Source organism: Tolypothrix sp. FACHB-123 (assembly GCF_014697075.1).
Lineage (GTDB): Bacteria > Cyanobacteriota > Cyanobacteriia > Cyanobacteriales > Nostocaceae > Aulosira.
Genome location: NZ_JACJRE010000016.1, coordinates 100,970 through 120,742 on the forward strand (window position 1 = coordinate 100,970; position 19,773 = coordinate 120,742).

A 19,773-nucleotide genomic window follows, 5' to 3' on the forward strand; every position below is an offset into this window, starting at 1 on the left:
ATTTGTTTTTGGTGTTTACAAAAATGTACAATTAAATTGAGGCTGATAAAAAGATGAGGATTTATGCCAGACTTAAGAGTAGATTTGAGAGAGAATTTAGATGAAGCGGAATGGGAATGGCTAATTCCTCATGTCAAAAGAGATGCAGTAATTGTAGTAACGCAGGGACTAGACTTGTTAGATGTGGGAGTTGCGATCGCAAGTGATAATATTCCCCAAGTACAAATATGGATTGATGAGCAATTAATTACTAAACCTTCAACAGAACAGTTAGGAGAATGGAATAGTAATCCCCAAAAACGGTTTCAAACGTTGATTATTCAGCCATACGTAATAGTACAGGAAATGGTAAATACTTAACCTCAAAATTCGCTTACTCTCTGCGCCTCTGCGTGAGAAAAAAACCATCCCACCAATAAACAAAGCCAAAATTAATTGTAGTGGATCGACACGCCTAAAGTTGTGCATTAAGAATAAAGCAGAAAGTATTGATTTATCTCACTTTTCACAAAAATCTATTGCATCATTTTAGCTGTGTCGATCCAGTAGGGTGTGTTATGCCGCAGGCTAACGCACCTGAATTTTTATATACCTTATCAATGCAAATATAAATTTAACGTCATAAATATATTTACACGGTGCGTTACGCTGAAGCGATAACGCACCCTACAATTTAGAGTTAATTTTAAAAATAATTTCTCGCTAAACTAAAGCTTTTAATAAAGCCTGAAGTTTTAATTGCACTTCTGCAAATTCTTTTTCTGGATCGGAACCGGCGACGATACCAGCACCAGCATACAACCTAGCGCGATCGCCATCTATTAGGGCTGAACGAATCCCCACAATAAACTCGCAGTTACCGTGAGAGTCTACCCAGCCTAAAGGCGCAGCATATAAACCTCTCTCAAAGTTTTCGTAACGGCGGATTTCTGCACAAGCAATATCCCTCGCTGCGCCAGCTACAGCCGGTGTAGGATGCAATTGTCCGACAATCTTGAGAGGATGGACGTTAGGCGGAACTATGGCGCTAATGGGTGTCCATAAATGTTGAATGTTGGTTAACTGTCGTAAACGTGGCGGTAATACCTGTGGTAATAAGCCGATGTGCGAGAGGCGCTGAGTAATATAATCAATAACTAGCGAATGTTCGTGTTTTTCTTTTTCGCTATTAATTAAACTATTGGCGTTTGCTGCATCTTCCGCAGGTGTTTTACCTCTGGGTGCGGAACCAGCTAAAGCATCAGTGATTAACTGTTGTTGATAAATACTAATTAAACGTTCTGGACTAGCTCCAATAAAGTTTTGCCCTTTACCATTACTTGTGGAAAATATATAGCAATTAGGATGGATTTGTCGGAGATTATTTAAAGACTTAAATAAGTTAAAATGATGACTAGCTTTTACATCCAAGGCATCTGCTAAGACAACTTTAGTTAAATGTTTGGCATGAATTTTATCTAAAGCAGATGAGACAGAATTTTTAAAATGGGCAGCGTTAGTAACAGAGGTTCTTTGATAATTGCTGGGAAAATTATCAATTTTAGGAGAATGGTATTTTAAAGAATTGATAGTATCAATTTTATTAAATAAGGTTTGGATTAATTTAGAAATATTAACGCTGGCATTCATCACTGAATTCATTACCAACATGCAGGATTGATTTTTGACAGAAATTTGCCAACGTGGGAGAAAAATGGTTGCGGATGGAAAGGGATAATCTATTTGAAAATTTTGATGAAAAAAGCTGAAGTAACAAAAAAAATGCGGGCCTGAAAAAGGTTTGTTATTATTTCCAAAGCTAATAATATTTTTGAGAGAATTTTTGATAAAATATTCGGCTTTACTGAAGCGATCACTGCCATCAATATGTAACTCAGCTACAGAATCAATCGCGGCGATCGCTTCTCCTTTACCCTTATTTTCAAAATAGAAATTTATCTCATTAACTTGAGAAATTGTATCTAAGATCACTAAAGGATCAACCAAGTCAATTTCTAGAGAGATACTGACGATTTGCATACTATTATTTTTGAGGCAATTTTGCTGCACTGCTTCCAGAAATTGGTAGAGGCCTTTGCGATCTACAAAGAGGTTGTGACGACATGGTGAAACTGTCATGGATCTAGTAATAGTAAATTTTTTTTAAGTTATCTTCCTAAAGTGCAATTAAACATGGTCGTATTCTTACAGGTAACATATTAAGTCGCCATTTCACCAGAGTATGGTTTGCCTTGTTTTTGGTGTTGCAAGACCACAACAAGCCATACTCAGTTTTATGCTGCAATTTGAGAATGTGCTGTGAGTAAAAACAAAAATTTTTTACAAATGACCAATATTTGGTGTCACGCAAAATAATAAAATCTAAAGATGTGTAAGGTTATGGCAATTTAGTTAACCACGGCTGATGACTACAAAGCAGATTTTATATCCCAAAGGCAAGTTATGGATGGCAGCGATTAAACCGCCAATGTATAGTGTTGCCATTATGCCTATTTGGGTAGGAACAACCGTAGCATTTGCAGAAACAAAAATTTTTAATGGAGCAATATTTTCTACTTTTATTGCAGCAGCGATTTTAATTTTAGCCTGGGAAAATATCAGTAATGATGTTTTTGATTCGGAAACGGGTATAGATAAAAATAAACACCATTCATTGGTAAATTTAACTGGCAAAAAGTTAGCAGTATTTTGGTTAGGAAATCTTTGCTTATTTTTAGGGTTGCTGGGCATACTAGCGATCGCAACTTGGCAACAAGACCTAACTGTTATTTGGTTAATTCTGCTTTGCTGTGGTTTGGGCTATATGTACCAAGGCCCTCCCTTTCGTTTAGGATACCAGGGTTTAGGTGAAATTCTCTGTTTTTTTGCCTTTGGGCCGTTGGCGGTGGGCGCAGCCTACTACAGCCAAACCCAAACTTGGTCAACAACCAGCTTACTAGCTTCGGTGATAGTTGGCATTGTTACTAGTTTAATTTTGTTTTGCTCCCACTTTCACCAAGTTGACGATGACATAGCCGCCGGAAAGCGATCGCCTATTGTCCGCTTGGGAACTGATAACGGTTCGCAACTCCTCACCTGGTTTACCGCTAGTATTTACCCTCTGAGCTTGATTTTGGTGTTGTGGGGAGTTTTTCCTGTCTGGACGTTGTTAAGTTGGCTCAGTTTACCCTCAGCCTTTAAGTTATGTCGCCATGTACAGCAAAATCACAACCAACCAGATAAGGTAAGCAATTCTAAATTTATCGCCGTCGCCGTCCATTTTTGGAGTTGTTTGCTGTTAGGCGTCGGGTTTGTGCTTTAAATGGGCATGGGGCATGGGATGAGGCAGATGAACAGATGCGACGATGCAGAAAAATAACAACTGACAACTGAACTATTGACAATGTGATTTACAAATTTGAATTTCGGCTGATCGCGCGGAAGTTTTTGCGATCGCTAATTACGAGTCATGGTAACTGGGATATCCGCGAAAGCATTATCATTCGGCTGATTGATGATGTAGGTAGGGTAGGATTTGGTGAAATTGCGCCTCTTAGCTGGTTTGGTTCGGAAACTCTTGCACAAGCCTTAGATTTTTGTTACCAACTACCCCAAGAAATTACAGCCAAGGCGATATTCACCATTCCCGACGATTTACCCGCCTGTCAATTTGGTTTTGAGTCAGCATTGGCGGAATTGGAGACAAGGGAGACAGGGGAGAATAATCAATGCCCAATGCCCAATGCCCAATGCCCCATGCCCCATTACAGCGCCCTACTTCCCGCTAAAGAGGCGGCGTTAAACGCATGGCAGAATCTTTGGAAGGAAGGATATCGCACGTTTAAATGGAAAATTGGTGTTGATGCGATCGCGCAAGAATTGGCAATTTTTGATTTACTGATTCGCAGCTTACCAGATACCGCAAAACTACGATTAGATGCGAATGGTGGGTTAAGTTATTCAGAAGCTCAGTTATGGCTGGAAAATTGCGATGAATTTAGCGAAAAAATCGAATTTATCGAACAACCGCTAGCTGTGACGGAATTTGCGAGGATGTTGCAACTGAGTCAAATGTATAAAACTGCGATCGCTTTAGATGAATCTGTCGCCACCATCGCCCAGCTTAACGCCGCATATCAGCAAGGTTGGCGAGGGATTTTTGTGATTAAACCTGCGATCGCGGGTTCACCATCCAAATTAAGGCAGTTTTGCAAACAGCATAACATTGATGCGGTGTTTTCATCAGTATTTGAAACTGTGATCGGTAGAAAAGCCGCACTCCAGCTAGCAGCAGAATTATCTCACCATAACCGGGCAGTGGGTTTTGGTACTAACCACTGGTTTGAACAACAGGAAGATACTTGGCTTGAAAGTCTATGGTAAACCCTTTAAACGATTTGAGAAATTTAAGCTCGCGCAATTGGCTAATTGGTGGCGATAGTTTGCAATTACAGCAATTAGCTGAAGAATTTTATTTAGAAATTATCGATTTTTGTGCATCAGGTACAACACCAAAAATCATTTTAGCCGAACGCCAACCAGAGAGATTTTTAGCAGGTTTTATCGCAGCTTGTAGCGCTAATTGTCCTGTATTTCTCTGTAACCCTGATTGGGGAACGCAAGAATGGGAACAAGTTTTTGATATAGTTCAACCTGATATTATTTGGGGAATTGAAGCGATAACTATATCCAAAAAAAATTATTATCGTCAATCTAAAATTCAAAATCTAAAATCTAAAATCCCAAATTGGATTATGATTCCCACCGGTGGCTCATCAGGAAAGATTAAGTTCGCCATTCATACTTGGGATACTCTCATCGCTTCTGTTCAAGGATTTAGACAGTATTTTAATTTAAATTATATTAACTCTTTTTGTGTATTACCGCTTTATCATGTTAGTGGTTTAATGCAGTTTATGCGCTCTTTTACTATTGGCGGTAGACTATCTATTTTACCATTTAAATCATTAGAATCAGGTCAAATATATAATATTGATATATCAGATTTTTTCCTATCTTTAGTTCCAACCCAATTACAGCGACTACTACAAAACCCTAATTTAACTAATTGGCTATCGCAATTTCAAACCGTAATGTTAGGCGGTGCGCCTGCGTGGGATGAATTATTAGAAAAAGCTCGATTTCATCATATTAGATTAGCACCAACCTATGGGATGACAGAAACCGCCTCACAAATTGCTACCCTGAAACCCGATGATTTTCTTGGTGGTAAAGTTAATTCTGGTCAGATTCTGCCTCATGCTCAAGTAATAATTCGTAACCAAAAGGGCGAAATTTTAGATAATAATCAACCAGGTAATATCATCATTCAAGCTCAATCTTTAGCCCTTGGTTACTATCCAAATCTCTGGGATAATCGGCAGAATTTCTCAGTAGATGATGTTGGATTTTTAGATGAACAAGGTTATTTAAATATTATCGGGCGGAATAGTGACAAAATAATTAGCGGTGGTGAAAATATTTATCCCTGCGAAGTTGAATCAATTATCAGAACTACCCAAATGGTTCATGATATTTGTGTAATTGGTGTACCAGATAATCATTGGGGACAAGCTTTAACAGCAATTTATGTACCCAAAGAAGCTTATACTGCATTACACATTAAAACAGCGATTCAAGATAAGCTGTGTAAATTTAAGATACCAAAACACTGGATTTCTGTACCCGAATTACCTCGCAATTCTCAAGGTAAAATTAACCGCCAGCAACTACATCAAATAGCAAGTAACGCACAAAGTAGCGTTAAAATTTAAAGGTGCGTTAGCCTCCGGCATAACACACCCTACAAATTAAAAGTTACACTACTATAACAATCATAAATCATTTTTGAAATTTACCAATTCTCAGTTTTTTCTCTTATCCTTGGCGTACTTGGCGTCTTGGCGGTTCATTAAAAAAATATTCTCACAACTCAGCTGCGTAGGTTGGGTTGAACGAAGTGAAACCCAACAAACCCCTGGAAATGTTGGGTTTCGTTCCTCAACCCAACCTACAATTATCTTTAACTAAACCGTATTGTAATACGCCCTACAAAATAATTACGAATTACGAATTACGAATTACATCGTTTCTCTAGCCTTTCTTCTCTCTGCTTCCTCTGTGTCTCTGCGGTTCATTTCCAACCAATTAATTATTTCACCAGGCAATTCTTGCTTACTTCTACTACTCACATCAATACAAACATGCCGAGTAATTGCCTTAGCTACTAACACATCAGCCAAAGAAATTTCATAAGCAATTTCAAACTTTTCTCCACCTAATTTTTGCGGCATTAAATTAACTAACAATTTATCGCCACAAAATATAGGACGCAAAAAATCCACATTAGCATGAACAATGGGAAAAGCCACGGCAGGGTTGCTAAAAAAAGCTTTTAAATCAATACCTGCTGCTTCTAGAGATTCTTCGTAAGCTTCATGACAAATCCCTAAAATATTCGCAAAATACACTACTCCAGCAGCATCGGTATCTTGGAAGCGAACGCTACGCTTATAAGTGAAGGGCATATTTATTGATGCAAAAATTTCATGCATAAAAATAGCAGGCGATCGCCTGCTTTAAATCATATTACCGTAACTGCGTATTTTGTAGGCTTGGTAATAGTCCAAACACAACAATTAATGTAACGGAGAGTAAATATCTTCAGAACGAGGATTGAGGTAAGGACGCTGTACATCTACTAAATGTCTGTTAAAGTGACGGTTAATGGCGTACATTCTTTCGTCCAAAGCATTCTTACCATTTTGCCAAGCTTCGAGTAAACCATTAGCAACAATTTGACAACGGTTCATTCCAAAACTTTCTTGTGCAGCAAACTTTTTAATTGGTTCTTCAGCTAAACCCAATCCTGGTGCTAAATATTTGGTAAACAAGGGAATTTCGGGGTTGAAATGAGATTCATGTTCTGTATAAACAGTTTGCAAAACTTCACGAATCGCGCAATAGTTGTGAGGTTCAAAATAAAGTATCCCAGAATCGTAGCGTTCGTATGCTGAGGGATTGTAGGGAACTTGGAAACTAAAGGGAATACCAGCTTCGTTGAGTTCCATTGTCAGACTATCCATAAGCGCGATCGCACCAAATGGTGTGATATTAAAATAGATTCGTCCTGTACCTAAATCTGCATCTGGATTATCTTGTTTTTGTTGTCCAAAATTACTCACTGCTAAATAACAGCCGTTTTGAATGCGATTTTTGGGCATCCATATTGCTACTAAATCGCCAGGTTTAGCTTTGCGAGATTGGGGTTTAAGATGACAATCTGGCTCAATATATAAAGTTAAACCACCTTTAATTACCGCAATACTACCATCAGGTTCTTGACGCAATACTTCCCAATTCGGATCAAAATAACCAGTACCGTGATTGCAATTGTGTAGGCGTTCGTAAAATTCCCCATCAATTCCTAAAGCGGAACTATTTTCTAAATTTTGGTGTGGTAAATTCTGTGTCGCATCACCATTAACTGCCAAAATATTTTGCAGATATCCGTTGTAATAGATACCATACAGAAAATTCCGCAATAACAAAGTTAAATACTTGTGCTGCAAATCTGGCGAATTTTGCTGAAATCTGTCTGCTACTTTGGCTGGTAAAGCAAAAGGCTGATAATTGGGGTGATGAATCGAAAAATTAGATTCAATTTGAATATTGCTAGCAATATCAAACAGCGAAGTCAGTGGTTGATCGACAGAAGAATATACCATTGAATTAAAACCTCAAAATTCAGAAGGGGGAATGTTTACCAATTCGTAATTCGTAATTCGTAATTCTGAATTGGTATGCAACAACCAACATATAGTCAATAGCGGACTTCCCTGATACCAACGTCAAGTAATAGAATATTCTGTGTGAGGAAATAGCATAAAAACTTCAAATGCAAAAGTTAATATTTTGCATGTTATATAGTTCGGCTAATATAGGTTAGCAACCACGTAGGCGGGTTTTTTCGTAATAAAGGCGAACTAATTGCTTCTCGCGTTCTGGCTGAGTAACTTTCTCGACTTTCACCACAGGTTGTACTATTTCTGCTGCGGAAATTCCGAAAACAGTTAGCACCCCTTTTTCTGGCATAGTTAAGAAATTTTTGGCAACTTGCAACACATAAATGTCGATATCATCAAAATCTTTACGACATTTAATTTTGTCTTGAATTTGATGAATTAAGGCTAATCCAGCAAACTGAACTACGCGCAAAATAAAATCGCGACGATATTCTAAAATCATCGGGAAAGCATCAAGATAACTCCTGATTAAAGCCAAAATTGAAGGTTGCAAAATCTCTAAAGGTGTTACCGCCAGATGCAGAGATTCTTCTAATGTTAAAGAGGAATCTACTACCAAACTTGAAAGCCAAATTTGTAAATAACTGGCGATGATACTACCTAAATCAAAGGCGGGATCTCCCCATGAGCAAGCTTCCCAATCAATTAATCTTACCAAGCAATTATCAAGCTGCTGCCAGCGTGAATGCACCAAAATATTGGTTAAGTTCAAATCGTTATGAGTGAGACAGCAAGGATTCCATTCATAAGCTAAGTCTGCAATTGCCGATTCTAAGCTTTCGTAACGCTGACATAAAGTATAAAACTTTAATGCTTCACTGGGAATTCTGCCAAAAATCTCCGGTGTAATCGATTCGATACCTTGGGCGGGATTATAGAAATGATAGCGAAATTGTCCTTGGGGTGCAGTCGCCATAAAATCGCGGTACTCTCGACGGTTGAAAGTCGCACGATGTAGCGCTGCTAAAGTCGTACCAATAGCTTGAGCAATTTCCTCTGGGAAGATATCGGTTGTTTGGTAAAAATTCCCTAGTTCTTGATAATCGCTTAAGTAGTTGCGGACAAGGATAGAATTATCCTCATCAAAATGTACTACTAAAGATGCGATCGCAGAAATATTACCAATCACCGGAAACTGTTGTAGCAATTGGTGAAACAACCATTCATTAAAGAATTCATGGGTTGTTTCTGCTTGATTTTGCTGACGTTCTTGTTTAACTAGTAGTTTGCTATTACCTACCAGATTAACTAATAAATTGAAATTTTTACTACCATCTGGTAACTCAGATTCGTTTGCTGTTCCATCTTCTGAGCTACACAGACCTGCATCTTGCAGATACTGGATAACGTTTTGAGAAGACAGTGTTAATACCATGTATGATTATTTCCTACTACGTAAAATTGCTGACAAACTCACCTATTTTAGGATTAACCTAGCTCTAGGAGTTTTCGGTAGATAGCAACTATATGTATGAATATCAATAACTATTCGTACAATCTATTAATATCCGATGTCTCCTAGCAAAACCTGCCAAAATGCCAATATATCCTTTACTGTTCCTTTACAAATTTATGGGTTTGATTGTTCAATCTTTACAGTTTTCTGTCTAGTTACGTAGGTATATATTAACGATTGCGGCTGTGTCTTTTGTTCTAGAACTATTTCTAGCCTATGAAATCTGCAAATCAAATCCATGATTTTATTCATACCGCAATTTTGTGCTAACCAAGTTCGTACTAGCTCAGTTTGTCAGTGCTAAACCCTGGTGTAATTGCAAACTATGTCAGTTGCCAGTTGTTAGTTATTTGGGAATTTAATTAAGTAAAAAGGCTGATAGCGCACAATAAATTTACAAAAAATATTGTCGTTTCTACCTTCTACCATGTTGTTACCAATGAAAAAACTATTAACTGTGCAATAAGTAACTCAGAAAAGTCTATTAGTTGTTAATGTTATTCGATGCTAAAAATTCGCGTATCTAAATGATAGAAAAAATGTATATCGTATTACATTTATTCCTGGTTTAGCATCGCTCACAATTAGTCAGACTCCTCAACGCACAAAACATGAATTTCAGCATTCATATTTTTATTTAACAACTAAAAGCCAACTAAACCGGATGTTTTAGCTGAGTAGTTATGATTTTTTTATGGTTAAATTTTAATCATTCTTACTAGAATACACGGGAAGTTGTTGCTTTTGTAACTCATGGTTTAACCAGAGTATAAGTAATAAGCAAATATTCACCGTGCAAATAGCCTGCTGCATTAGTCCTCGTATGTAAATAATTTCGTAGTCAGGACTTTATTCCTGTCTTTGACAAATCCCTCTACGATGAATCAGATCTATCATTGAATTATTTCTTAGCCAAGACTAATCAAAATTAATGATACATAAGAGTAAAAATACTACACAATTATCTCAAGAGCGTTAAGGGGTATAACCCTCTGTACAACAAAGGAGTTGGCAGTGAGAATCTTGCTCATCGAGGATGATGAGGTATTAAGAACTATTGTGTCGCAATCTTTAAATAAGCAACACTATGTTGTAGAGATTGCCAGCGACGGCGAAATGGGCTGGGAATATTCCCAAAGCGCCAGTTATGACTTAATTATGATGGATGTAGGGTTACCAAGATTAGATGGGATTACTCTATGTCAAAAGCTGCGTTCTAGTGGCTGTGCAGCGCCAATTTTATTGATGACAGCAAAAGAGGCTACAAGCGATCGCATCCGTGGTTTAGATGCTGGTGCAGATGATTATCTCATTAAACCCTTCGATTTAGAAGAGTTACAAGCCAGAGTTAGGGCGTTGCTGCGTCGCGGTGAAGTCAGTCGCAACCCAGTACTAGAAATTGCTTCCCTGCGTCTAAATCCGAGTGTTCATGAGGTGAGTTACAATGGCAAACTTTTGGACTTAACACCAAAAGAATACAGCCTGCTAGAGCTATTAATGCGCAACCCAACACGAGTATTTAGTCGGGGTAATATCATCGAACATCTTTGGAGTTTTGACGATCCACCCCAAGAAGAAACAGTTAAGTCTCATATTAAATGGCTGCGCCAGAAACTCAAAGCTGTCGGTGCAGGTAACTGGATTGAAAATGTTTACGGGGTGGGTTATCGTCTCAATCCTCCCCCAGAAGAGACACCAAAAACGCCAATTGCAACAACCGATACTGCAAAAGCTGTCAACCAGCAGTTCCAAACAGCCATGACTGGTTTATGGAACAAGTATCAAGGATTAATGATGCAACGACTGGAGGTAATTCAACAAGCTGCAACTGCGCTTAAAACAGCTAATTTAACATCAGAATTACGCCAATCTGCGGCACAGGCTGCACACAAATTAGCTGGTGTGTTGGGGATGTTTGAGTTGGAAAGTGGCACGCAACTCTCACGAGAGATTGAAAAAAATCTCAACCATGATGGCGAATTGTCTACATTGAAAATCCAGGAATTATTATCTTTAATTCAACAGTTAGAAAATTTATTAAATTTACATAGCAATAAATTTGTCGCTAATTCATCTTCAACCACTCGTTTACTATTAATTGACCCAGATTTACAACTTTTTAGCCAATTACAACAATTAACATCTACAGGTGAATGGCAGCAAATAGGCACAATTCATGATGCGAAAGATTATCTCAAAACGGCATCACCAGATTTAGTAATTTTAAATGTAGATGATGTAGGTACGCGAGAAGAAAGCCTCACTTTACTAGGAGAATTATCTAACCGCACGCCATCAGTACCCGTTATTGTCTTAGCAAATGCTGATGGGATAGTAGATAGAGTCACAGTGGCGCGCGCTGGGGGAAGAGGATTTTTAGTTAAGCCAACTACAGCCGAACAAATATGGAATATCGCTGCTAAAATTTTGCAGCAAACTATCAAAACTTCAGTCCATATTTTAGTAATAGATGATGACCCGATAATTCTCGCTGGTTTACGTTCTATACTTGAACCTTGGGGAATGCGGATGACAGGGTTAAGCGATCCATTACGCTTTTGGGATGTACTGCAATCAGTCACACCCGATTTAATCATTTTAGATGTGGAAATGCCCCAAATCAATGGTATAGAACTTTGTCAGGCGGTACGTACAGATCCTCGATGGCAGAATTTACCAATTTTATTTTTAACTGCACACCGGGATATTGAAACTGTACAGCAAGTCTTTGCCGCAGGTGGTGATGATTATGTGGTGAAACCTGTAGTTGATGCCGAATTAATTACCCGGATTTTACATCGCCTAGAACGCAATCGTTTATGGCAAACATTATCTTTTAAAGATGCATTAACAGGATTGAAAAATCAGCCCCAATCTAGTCGAGAATTACAACAAATGCTGGAAAAGGCGCAGGTAAATCGCGAGTTAGTTTGTGTGGCGTTTCTTTGTGTGAGCGATTTAGCACAAATTAATATTAAGTATGGTCATGAATTTGGTCATCAAGTATTACAAAGATGGAGCAGGATTTTACAGTCAGCTTTTCGGAGTGGGGAAATATTGGCTTATTGGGGTAATGGGGAATTTGCGATCGCGTTTTCTGGGTTAACAAAGTTGGAAGTATGCGATCGCTTAACGGAAATTTCGACAACCCTACGGCAACAAATCTTTACAGATGCTAATGGCGATCGCTTCCAAAGTCTCTGTAATTATGCTGTAGTTGAATATCCTCAAGATGGGTTTACTATCCAATCTTTGTATCAAACTGCTATAGAAAGGATAGTTAATTGTTGACTGTTGACGGTTGACTGTTAATAAAGACAATTTAAACATAAAATGGCTGTAGTATTTATTGATATCTACAACATACATTTCAAGTAAATGAGGTACGCAGGTAGGGCATGGCACTGCCATGCCCTTAAAATTATATGTACCAAACCCTTACAGATTTATTGATTTACTTAGCAATAAATTTAAAATAGTGACAATGCCTTTTTCCAGATTTTTAGAAGTCTTTACCAAAACTATCATCATGGAAATGAGCGTCAAAATCAAAATTTACTTGCTGTTGTACAGGTAATTTAACTAAAAATAAAGCTCCACCAATTACCACAAAAATTGACCCGATGCCGGTAAATATAGCCGGAAATCCCCACAGTGTAAACCAAGAGTTCTCTCTAGCTGAATTGGGTTGTTGCGGATTGTATAATATGTTTATTGACTGACCGCGAGAATAACTCGGTGGATTAGTACCTGTAGTTGATTCAAATATCGTTTCTTCGCCAGAGGCTGGTGTAAATTTGATAACCGGGTAATAGGCGTATGATATATCACCATCACTATCTCTTGATGAACGTCTGACTACATCAATTACTGTTCCTTGTGTTTGTATGGATGAGTTGACAAAAGAACGGGTATCTAGTCCATTGACGACACCTATAACAGTAAATAAGGTACCCATACCAGCCATAACGGAACCGATGAACTTAGTAACTTTACTCATAGAATTTGTTGAAATTGTCATATATTTACTGAACTACTGCATAATTTAGGGATAAATCGGGGAAAAGTAGGGGAGATTTCCAATAACCTTTATTAAGAAATGGCTATGAGTGGGGAAACAATAGAGGAAATCAATGAATTACAGGCGCTCCTCGGTAAAATGCAACTCACCCTTGGGGCGATCGCAGATGCTGTAGTTTGGGTAGGAGCAGAGCAAAAAGTACAATGGTGTAATGCCGCTTTTGCTAATTTGCTCAATCGCCCGAATAGCGACATCATTGGCTCTAGATTTAGCGATCTCATAGTCTTGCAAAAATCAGGAAAAGCTATAGCCTTAGAAGCATATCCCCATATCCGGTTACACGCAGGAGACTATGAAACTACAAACTATGAAGTGAAGCTAAAAAAACAAAGCTTTGTATGGCAAATTTCTGGTATTTGTGCCACATCAGAATCTGATTCTACCGCAGTCATAATTATTAGAGATATTACCCAAAGTCAACGCACAGCAGCCGCTTTACAAGAAAGCGAAGCAAAATTTCGCTTGATGGTAGAAACTGCCAATGATTCTATAGGTTTGATTGATGCATCTGGAAAAATCTGCTACATATCCCCGAATATTGAAAATATGACGGGGTGGAATGCGGCAGAATTAACAGGACAATTCTTTCAACCTTTTATTCATCCCGATGATGTAGATAAGTGTGTGCAAGCACTAAATAAAGCATTCACTATAGGCGAAAAGCAATCGGGAATTGAATACCGCTTTCGCAAAAAAGATGCTGGTTGGCAATGGCAATTAGCTAATTTATCTACCTTAGAAGATGCTAATGGGAATTTATTTGTCGTTGGCGTCGGACGCGATATTACAGAACGTAAACGTACCGAAGCCGCATTAGCAGTAAGTGAATCCCAATATCGCGATTTAGTCGAAACCGCAAACTGTATTATTTTACGTTGGGATAGCGCCGCAAATATCAAATTTTTAAATGATTACGGTCAAAGGTTTTTTGGTTTTGAATTAGATGAAATTATTGGACAGAATGTTGTCGGGACGATTGTGCCGGAAACAGAAACTTCTGGGCGCGATTTGCAGGAATTAATGATAGATATTTGCCAACATCCAGAAAATTATCTATTTAATGAAAATGAAAATATTTGTAAAAATGGGCAAAGGCGTTGGATCGTTTGGGCGAATAAACCAATTTTAGATGCAGAGGGTAATTTATTAGAAATTCTCTCTGTAGGAACCGATGCCACTGCGCGCAAACAAGCTCAAGCAGAATTAGAATCTTCCCTATCACTTTTACAGGCGACTTTTGAATCAATTCATGATGGGATATTAGCGATTGATCACCAAGGTAATATTGTCAGTTACAACTCCGTATTTTTGGAGATGTGGTCAATTCCTCCACAGATTTTAGCAGAACCAGAACAAAGTAAACGTATCGCTCATCTTGCCAATCAATTAAAAGATCCGGCAGGATTTTTGCAAAAAGTTAAACAACTATATGCCACGCCCGAAGCTAATAGTTACGATTTATTAGAATTCAAAGATGGGAGAATATTTGAGCGCTATTCTTGTCCTCAAAAATTAGGCGACAATATTCTTGGTAGAGTTTGGACGTTTCGGGATATCACAGCCCCCAAACTCGCAGAAGAAGCACTTAAAGCCTCAGAAGCTAGACTTAATGCCATTCTCAGCAGTGCCCTAGCTGCCATCTATCGTATCCGGGTTTATACTAGTAATAATTGGCATTTTGAATACTGTTCGGCTGGCAGTATTCAGCTTTGGGGATATTCCCCAGAAGAATTAATCGCCGATAAAAACCTTTTACTGTCGCGAATTGTCCCAGAAGACTTGGAAGTTGATATTACAGCAGGCTTTAATGCTATTTTTGCTGAACTTCCCTATGAAAGTGAATATCGCTACCTCCACCCTGATGGATGCTTGCGTTGGATTTCTTTTAGTTCTACTTCTGTAAGACATACAGAGACAGATTCTTGGGTGGTGACGGTAATTGCTACAGATATTAGCAATCAGAAACGCACTGAAGCTGCTTTGCGAGAAAGTGAGGCGAAGTTCCGCAATATTGTGGAAAATGCTAATGAAATTATTTGCCTAGTTAACTCAGATCATATTATTTCCTATGCTTCTCCTAATGTATTAAATATTACTGGCTATACCCCAGCGGAGATGGAAGGAAAATCTTATGCATCATTTATCCATCCAGAAGACTTACCCAAGTGTGTAGCAGCAGTGCAACAGGTAATGGCTACAGGTGAGCGATTTTCCGATTTAGAACATCGATCGCTTTATAAAGATGGTAGTTGGCAATGGCAAACTGCTAACTTAGCGCTGATGCAAGATGCTCAAGGTAACTTGCAGATTATTGGCACAGTTCACAATATTAACGAGCAAAAACTAGCTCAAGCCGCCTTACAAGCTTCCGAAGCCAGGCTAAACACAATTCTCAATAGTACCTTTGCTTCTATTGAGCGTTACCGCATTTATCCTAACCGGGACTGGGTAATAGAATACTGTTCTCCTGGATGTGAGAAGATTAGAGGCTACACTGCCGCAGAAATGATGGCGAATAGTTATTTGGTTGCTTCCCGCATCTTACCAGAAGACTTAGAACCATCATTAGAACAAAGTTTTGCGGCAATTTTTGCCGAACGTCCCCATGAGGGCGAGTATCGCTATCGCCATCGCGATGGTAGCATCCGTTGGTTATATTACAGTCAAACCTCTGTCCGCGATGCAGCAACAGATTCCTGGCTGGTGACTTTGATTATTACTGATATCACACCCCGCAAACAAGCAGAAGAAGCACTGCGACTATCAGAAGCAAAATTACGGGCGCTTTACGAATCGCTTAGTGTTGCCATTGTACTAGGTAACGAGCAGGGTATTTTTGATTTGAATCGAGCAGCAGAACAGTTATTTGGCTATTCCACAGCAGAACTTTTAGGTAAGCATGTTAGTTTAGTTTCCGCACCCTTACAACCAAATGGTAAAGATGCTTATAGCTTGGCTAATCAAAATATTGCCACAGCTTTTGAAACAGGTACTCATAGCTTTGAATGGGTACATCGTCGCGCTGATGGTACGGATTTTCCAGCGGAAGTTTCCTTAACAGCAGTGGAAGTAGGAGAACATAAATTAGTACAGGCGATTGTTCAAGATTTGAGCGATCGCAAACAAGTCGAAGCCGCTTTACAAGAAAGAGCGAATTTGGCTGCATTTCGGGCAGAAGTTGGTAGCGCTTTAGCTCAAAGCGATAATTTACAAGTTATCTTAAATCGTTGTACCGCAGCCGTAGTGAAATATCTGAATGCGGCTTTTGTGCAAATCTGGACTGTAGATGAGTCAGGAAATCTGCTGGAATTACAAGGTACTGCTGGTGCTGTCAATCCTCCAGAAATTGCCAATCATCCCCAAATTCCCGTGCATGAATTGGCGATCGCTCACCAACGTCAACCCTATTTCACCAATACAATTTTAGAAGATCGGCGGATTATTTACCGAGATTGGGCAGTGCAAAAAGGAATGCTCAGTTTTGCTGGTTATCCTTTGATGCTAGAAGAACAATTACTGGGGGCGTGGGTAATGTTTGCGCCTTTAACATTCACAGAAGCCGCATTACAAGCATTAGAATTCGCCGCCAATGACATTGCTTTAGGAATCAAGCGCAAACAAGCCGAAGCCGCCCTGCGAGTGAGTGAAGAACGGCTGAGATTATCTTTAGAAGCTGGACGCATGGGTATTTGGGATTGGAATATTCTCACCAATGACCTAGCTTGGTCTGATAATCTCGAACCCCTACATGGTTTTGCTCCTGGTACCTTTGGCGGAACCTTTGAGGCATTCTTAGAAATTGTTCATCCCCAAGATCGGGAAATTCTCACCAATGCGATCGCTAATGCTGTTTCTTCAGTTAGCGATTACAACACCGAATTCCGCATTATCTGGCCTGATGGTAGCATTCGCTGGATGTTAGGCAAAGGTCAAGCTTTTCGCGATGCGACTGGTAGGGCGGTCAGAATGATTGGTGTGGGGATGGATATCACCTCTCGCAAACAAGCAGAAGAAGGGCTACGCCGTAGCGAACAAAAATACCGCAATATTTTTGAAAATTCCTTAGTGGGTATCGGTCGCAGCCGCCTAGAAGATGGATTATTTTTAGAAATTAACCAACCTTGTGCCGAAATTATCGGTTACAGTAACGTTGCTGATTTAATTGGTAAACGCTACGCCCCAGAATTCCAAGTTAACCCCGATGCTCGCGCCGCTTTATTCGCCGAAATTGAACAGCATGGGGAAGTGCGTAATTATGAAATTCAATTACGCCGCCAAGATGGGGAACTCAGATGGGGGCTAATGTCAGCTCGCCCCAACTTAGAAGAATCCTGCTTGGAGTTTATGATTGTGGATATTAGCGATCGCAAACAAGCTGAACAAGCCCTAAAACGCCGCGCCCAAGCACAAAGTTTACTCAGCAGCATTTCTCGGCAATTTCTCGATCGCGATTTGCATACAGCTATTAATTTTACCCTCCAGGCGATCGCCCAATTTATTGATTCCGAACGCTGTTGTATCTATGCATACTCAGATAATCAAGCCCAATGCTATCTGCTCTACGAATGGCATCAACCAGGCATTGAGTCAATGGCGAATCAGGCGAGTAATTTATCTATCAGTGAATTCCCGGAATATCATCAGCAATTATTACAAGGTAAAGTCATCCAATCTACCTTTACGCCAGAAAACCTTAATCCTATAGAAAGAGAAATTGTTGCTGCTACCTCGGTTAAATCTGTTGTCGCTGTACCCATGATTCACTCTGAGAAAGTTGTGGGGATAGTACTAGCAAATGTCGTTCACGCCAGTAAAACTTGGAGTCAAGAGGATGTCAACCTGCTGAAGTTAGTCGGGGAAATTATCGCAATGGGTAGAGTCAGACATCAAGCAGAACAAGCACTGTTATTTGCTAAAGAAGCCGCCGAAGCAGCCAACCGTGCTAAAAGTACCTTTTTGGCGAATATGAGTCACGAACTGCGTACCCCATTAAATGCCATTCTCGGTTTTGCCCAGTTAATGGAGAGAGACACTAGCTTGACTGATAAACAACGCCAATCTTTAGCAACTATTAACCGTAGTGGCGAACATCTACTGAATTTAATCAACGATGTGTTGGATATGTCAAAAATCGAAGCCGGACGCATCGTTTTACATTCCGAACCTTTAGACCTGCATCAATTATTACAAACAATCCAGGATATGTTCCAAATCCGGGCAAAGGCCAAGCAACTGTGCCTGAGGTTTGAAATTGCCGCCAATATTCCTCAATATATCAACACTGATGAAGGTAAATTACGTCAGGTACTTATTAATTTATTAGGTAATGCCGTCAAATTTACACAAAAAGGTACAGTAACTTTGCGCACTACTGCTGAGATGCGCAGACTAGATAATCAGCAACAGCAAGGCTGTATTCTTTATTTTGAAATCGAAGATACTGGTAGGGGTATTGCCCCAGAAGATATGGATAAATTGTTTCAGCCTTTTGTCCAAAGCAGCAGTAACCAAGCCATTGAAGGCACAGGTTTAGGGCTGGCTATCAGCCGTCAATTTATCCGCCTAATGGGAGGCGATATCAACTGTAGCAGCAGTTTAGGACAGGGTGCAACTTTTCGCTTTCACCTGCTAGTAACTTTAGCTGAAGCTTGGCAACAGACACCGCAATTCACTACTGGTAAGGTAATTGGCTTAGTCGGGGCACAACCAATTTATAGAATTTTAGTAGTAGATGATGCGCCGAATAACCAAGATATTATCGTTCAATTACTAAGTGAAGTTGGTTTTGAAGTTTCCTGCGCTAACAATGGACAAGAAGCGATCGCTCTTTGGCAAACTTGGCAGCCCCATGTCATATTTATGGATATGCGAATGCCGGTGATGGATGGCTATACAGCCACCAGAGAAATTAGAAATCAGGCGCAACAGCAAGCCAAAGAAAATCAAACTATCATTATTGCCCTGACAGCTAGTGCCTTTGAAGAAGAAAAATCAACCATTTTAGCCGCCGGTTGTAACGACTTAATCCGCAAACCCTTCCGAGAACAGCTAATTTTCGATAAACTTGCCGAACATTTGGGGGTAAGTTACCTATACGCCGAAAACAGCAATTCCCCAGATACAGATGCAGCGCCAGATTACCCAACTCCTGCTGTTTCCACCCTGCGCGCATCCTTAAAGCTGATGCCAGAGACATGGATTAGGGAACTTTACCAAGCTGCCAATGAAGTGGATGGCGATCGCATTTTACAATTAATAGAACAAATCCCCGCATCTCAAGCCATCTTAGCCAGAGAACTCACAAACTTAAACCGTCGCTTCTGTTTTGATGAAATTATCGAACTGATGGAATGATAGGTATGGGGCATAGGAATAAAAGGTAGACGCCTGATAACTGACAACTGACAACTGACAAATTTGACAACTACCCAGGATCTCGCTTTAGGGGAACT

At 39.5% G+C, this 19,773-nt stretch carries 11 protein-coding genes; 6 read left to right on the top strand and 5 right to left on the bottom strand.

The genetic code is table 11. From position 1 onward, the window contains the following. Positions 1 to 63: 63 nt before the first annotated feature. Positions 64 to 360: a DUF2288 domain-containing protein gene (locus H6G41_RS13285; RefSeq protein ID WP_190746652.1), complete on the top strand. Its 297-nt coding sequence runs from the start codon at positions 64 to 66 to the stop codon at positions 358 to 360. Between the two features lie 342 nt (positions 361 to 702). Here the strand turns inward: H6G41_RS13285 and H6G41_RS13290 are convergent, their stop codons facing one another. Next, positions 703 to 2,118, bottom strand: coding sequence for an isochorismate synthase MenF (locus H6G41_RS13290; RefSeq protein ID WP_190746653.1), 1,416 nt, complete (start codon positions 2,116 to 2,118; stop codon positions 703 to 705). Positions 2,119 to 2,404: 286 nt separating this feature from the next. Here H6G41_RS13290 and menA point away from each other — a divergent pair, with 286 nt between their 5' ends. The 3 genes from menA to H6G41_RS13305 all read left to right on the top strand — a co-directional run bounded on the left by menA (position 2,405) and on the right by H6G41_RS13305 (position 5,753). Beyond that, positions 2,405 to 3,301 (top strand): 2-carboxy-1,4-naphthoquinone phytyltransferase, encoded by an 897-nt coding sequence (gene menA, locus H6G41_RS13295; protein WP_190746654.1) that lies wholly within the window; start codon positions 2,405 to 2,407, stop codon positions 3,299 to 3,301. A gap of 83 nt (positions 3,302 to 3,384) precedes the next feature. Then, positions 3,385 to 4,362 carry an o-succinylbenzoate synthase gene (locus tag H6G41_RS13300; RefSeq protein WP_190746655.1) on the top strand — a complete coding sequence of 326 codons (978 nt, stop codon included), beginning with the start codon at positions 3,385 to 3,387 and terminating at the stop codon, positions 4,360 to 4,362. Beyond that, on the top strand, positions 4,356 to 5,753 hold the full coding sequence (locus H6G41_RS13305; protein WP_190746656.1) for a 2-succinylbenzoate--CoA ligase: 1,398 nt from the start codon (positions 4,356 to 4,358) through the stop codon (positions 5,751 to 5,753). Before H6G41_RS13300 ends, H6G41_RS13305 begins: the two co-directional genes overlap by 7 nt. Before the next feature lie 306 nt (positions 5,754 to 6,059). On the opposite strand, the gene H6G41_RS13310 is transcribed toward H6G41_RS13305, so the two are convergent. From H6G41_RS13310 to H6G41_RS13320, 3 genes are all read right to left on the bottom strand, one after another. Continuing rightward, positions 6,060 to 6,506: a thioesterase family protein gene (locus H6G41_RS13310; RefSeq protein ID WP_190746657.1), complete on the bottom strand. Its 447-nt coding sequence runs from the start codon at positions 6,504 to 6,506 to the stop codon at positions 6,060 to 6,062. 111 nt (positions 6,507 to 6,617) lie between these two features. Beyond that, entirely contained in the window at positions 6,618 to 7,706 is a 1,089-nt protein-coding gene (locus tag H6G41_RS13315) for a T3SS effector HopA1 family protein (protein ID WP_190746658.1), read from the bottom strand. A 217-nt stretch (positions 7,707 to 7,923) separates the two neighbouring features. Continuing rightward, the gene (locus tag H6G41_RS13320; protein ID WP_190746659.1) at positions 7,924 to 9,159 is read right to left on the bottom strand and encodes a phosphotransferase family protein; all 1,236 of its coding nucleotides are present in this window, start codon (positions 9,157 to 9,159) and stop codon (positions 7,924 to 7,926) included. A gap of 1,095 nt (positions 9,160 to 10,254) precedes the next feature. On the opposite strand from H6G41_RS13320, the gene H6G41_RS13325 reads away from it, so the two are divergent. Continuing rightward, positions 10,255 to 12,531, top strand: coding sequence for a response regulator (locus H6G41_RS13325; protein WP_190746660.1), 2,277 nt, complete (start codon positions 10,255 to 10,257; stop codon positions 12,529 to 12,531). 211 nt (positions 12,532 to 12,742) lie between these two features. Here H6G41_RS13325 and H6G41_RS13330 read toward each other — a convergent pair whose 3' ends face one another. Beyond that, on the bottom strand, positions 12,743 to 13,240 hold the full coding sequence (locus tag H6G41_RS13330) for a DUF3592 domain-containing protein (RefSeq protein WP_190746661.1): 498 nt from the start codon (positions 13,238 to 13,240) through the stop codon (positions 12,743 to 12,745). Between the two features lie 105 nt (positions 13,241 to 13,345). On the opposite strand from H6G41_RS13330, the gene H6G41_RS13335 reads away from it, so the two are divergent. Beyond that, positions 13,346 to 19,675: a PAS domain S-box protein gene (locus H6G41_RS13335; protein WP_190746662.1), complete on the top strand. Its 6,330-nt coding sequence runs from the start codon at positions 13,346 to 13,348 to the stop codon at positions 19,673 to 19,675. Positions 19,676 to 19,773: the final 98 nt, after the last annotated feature.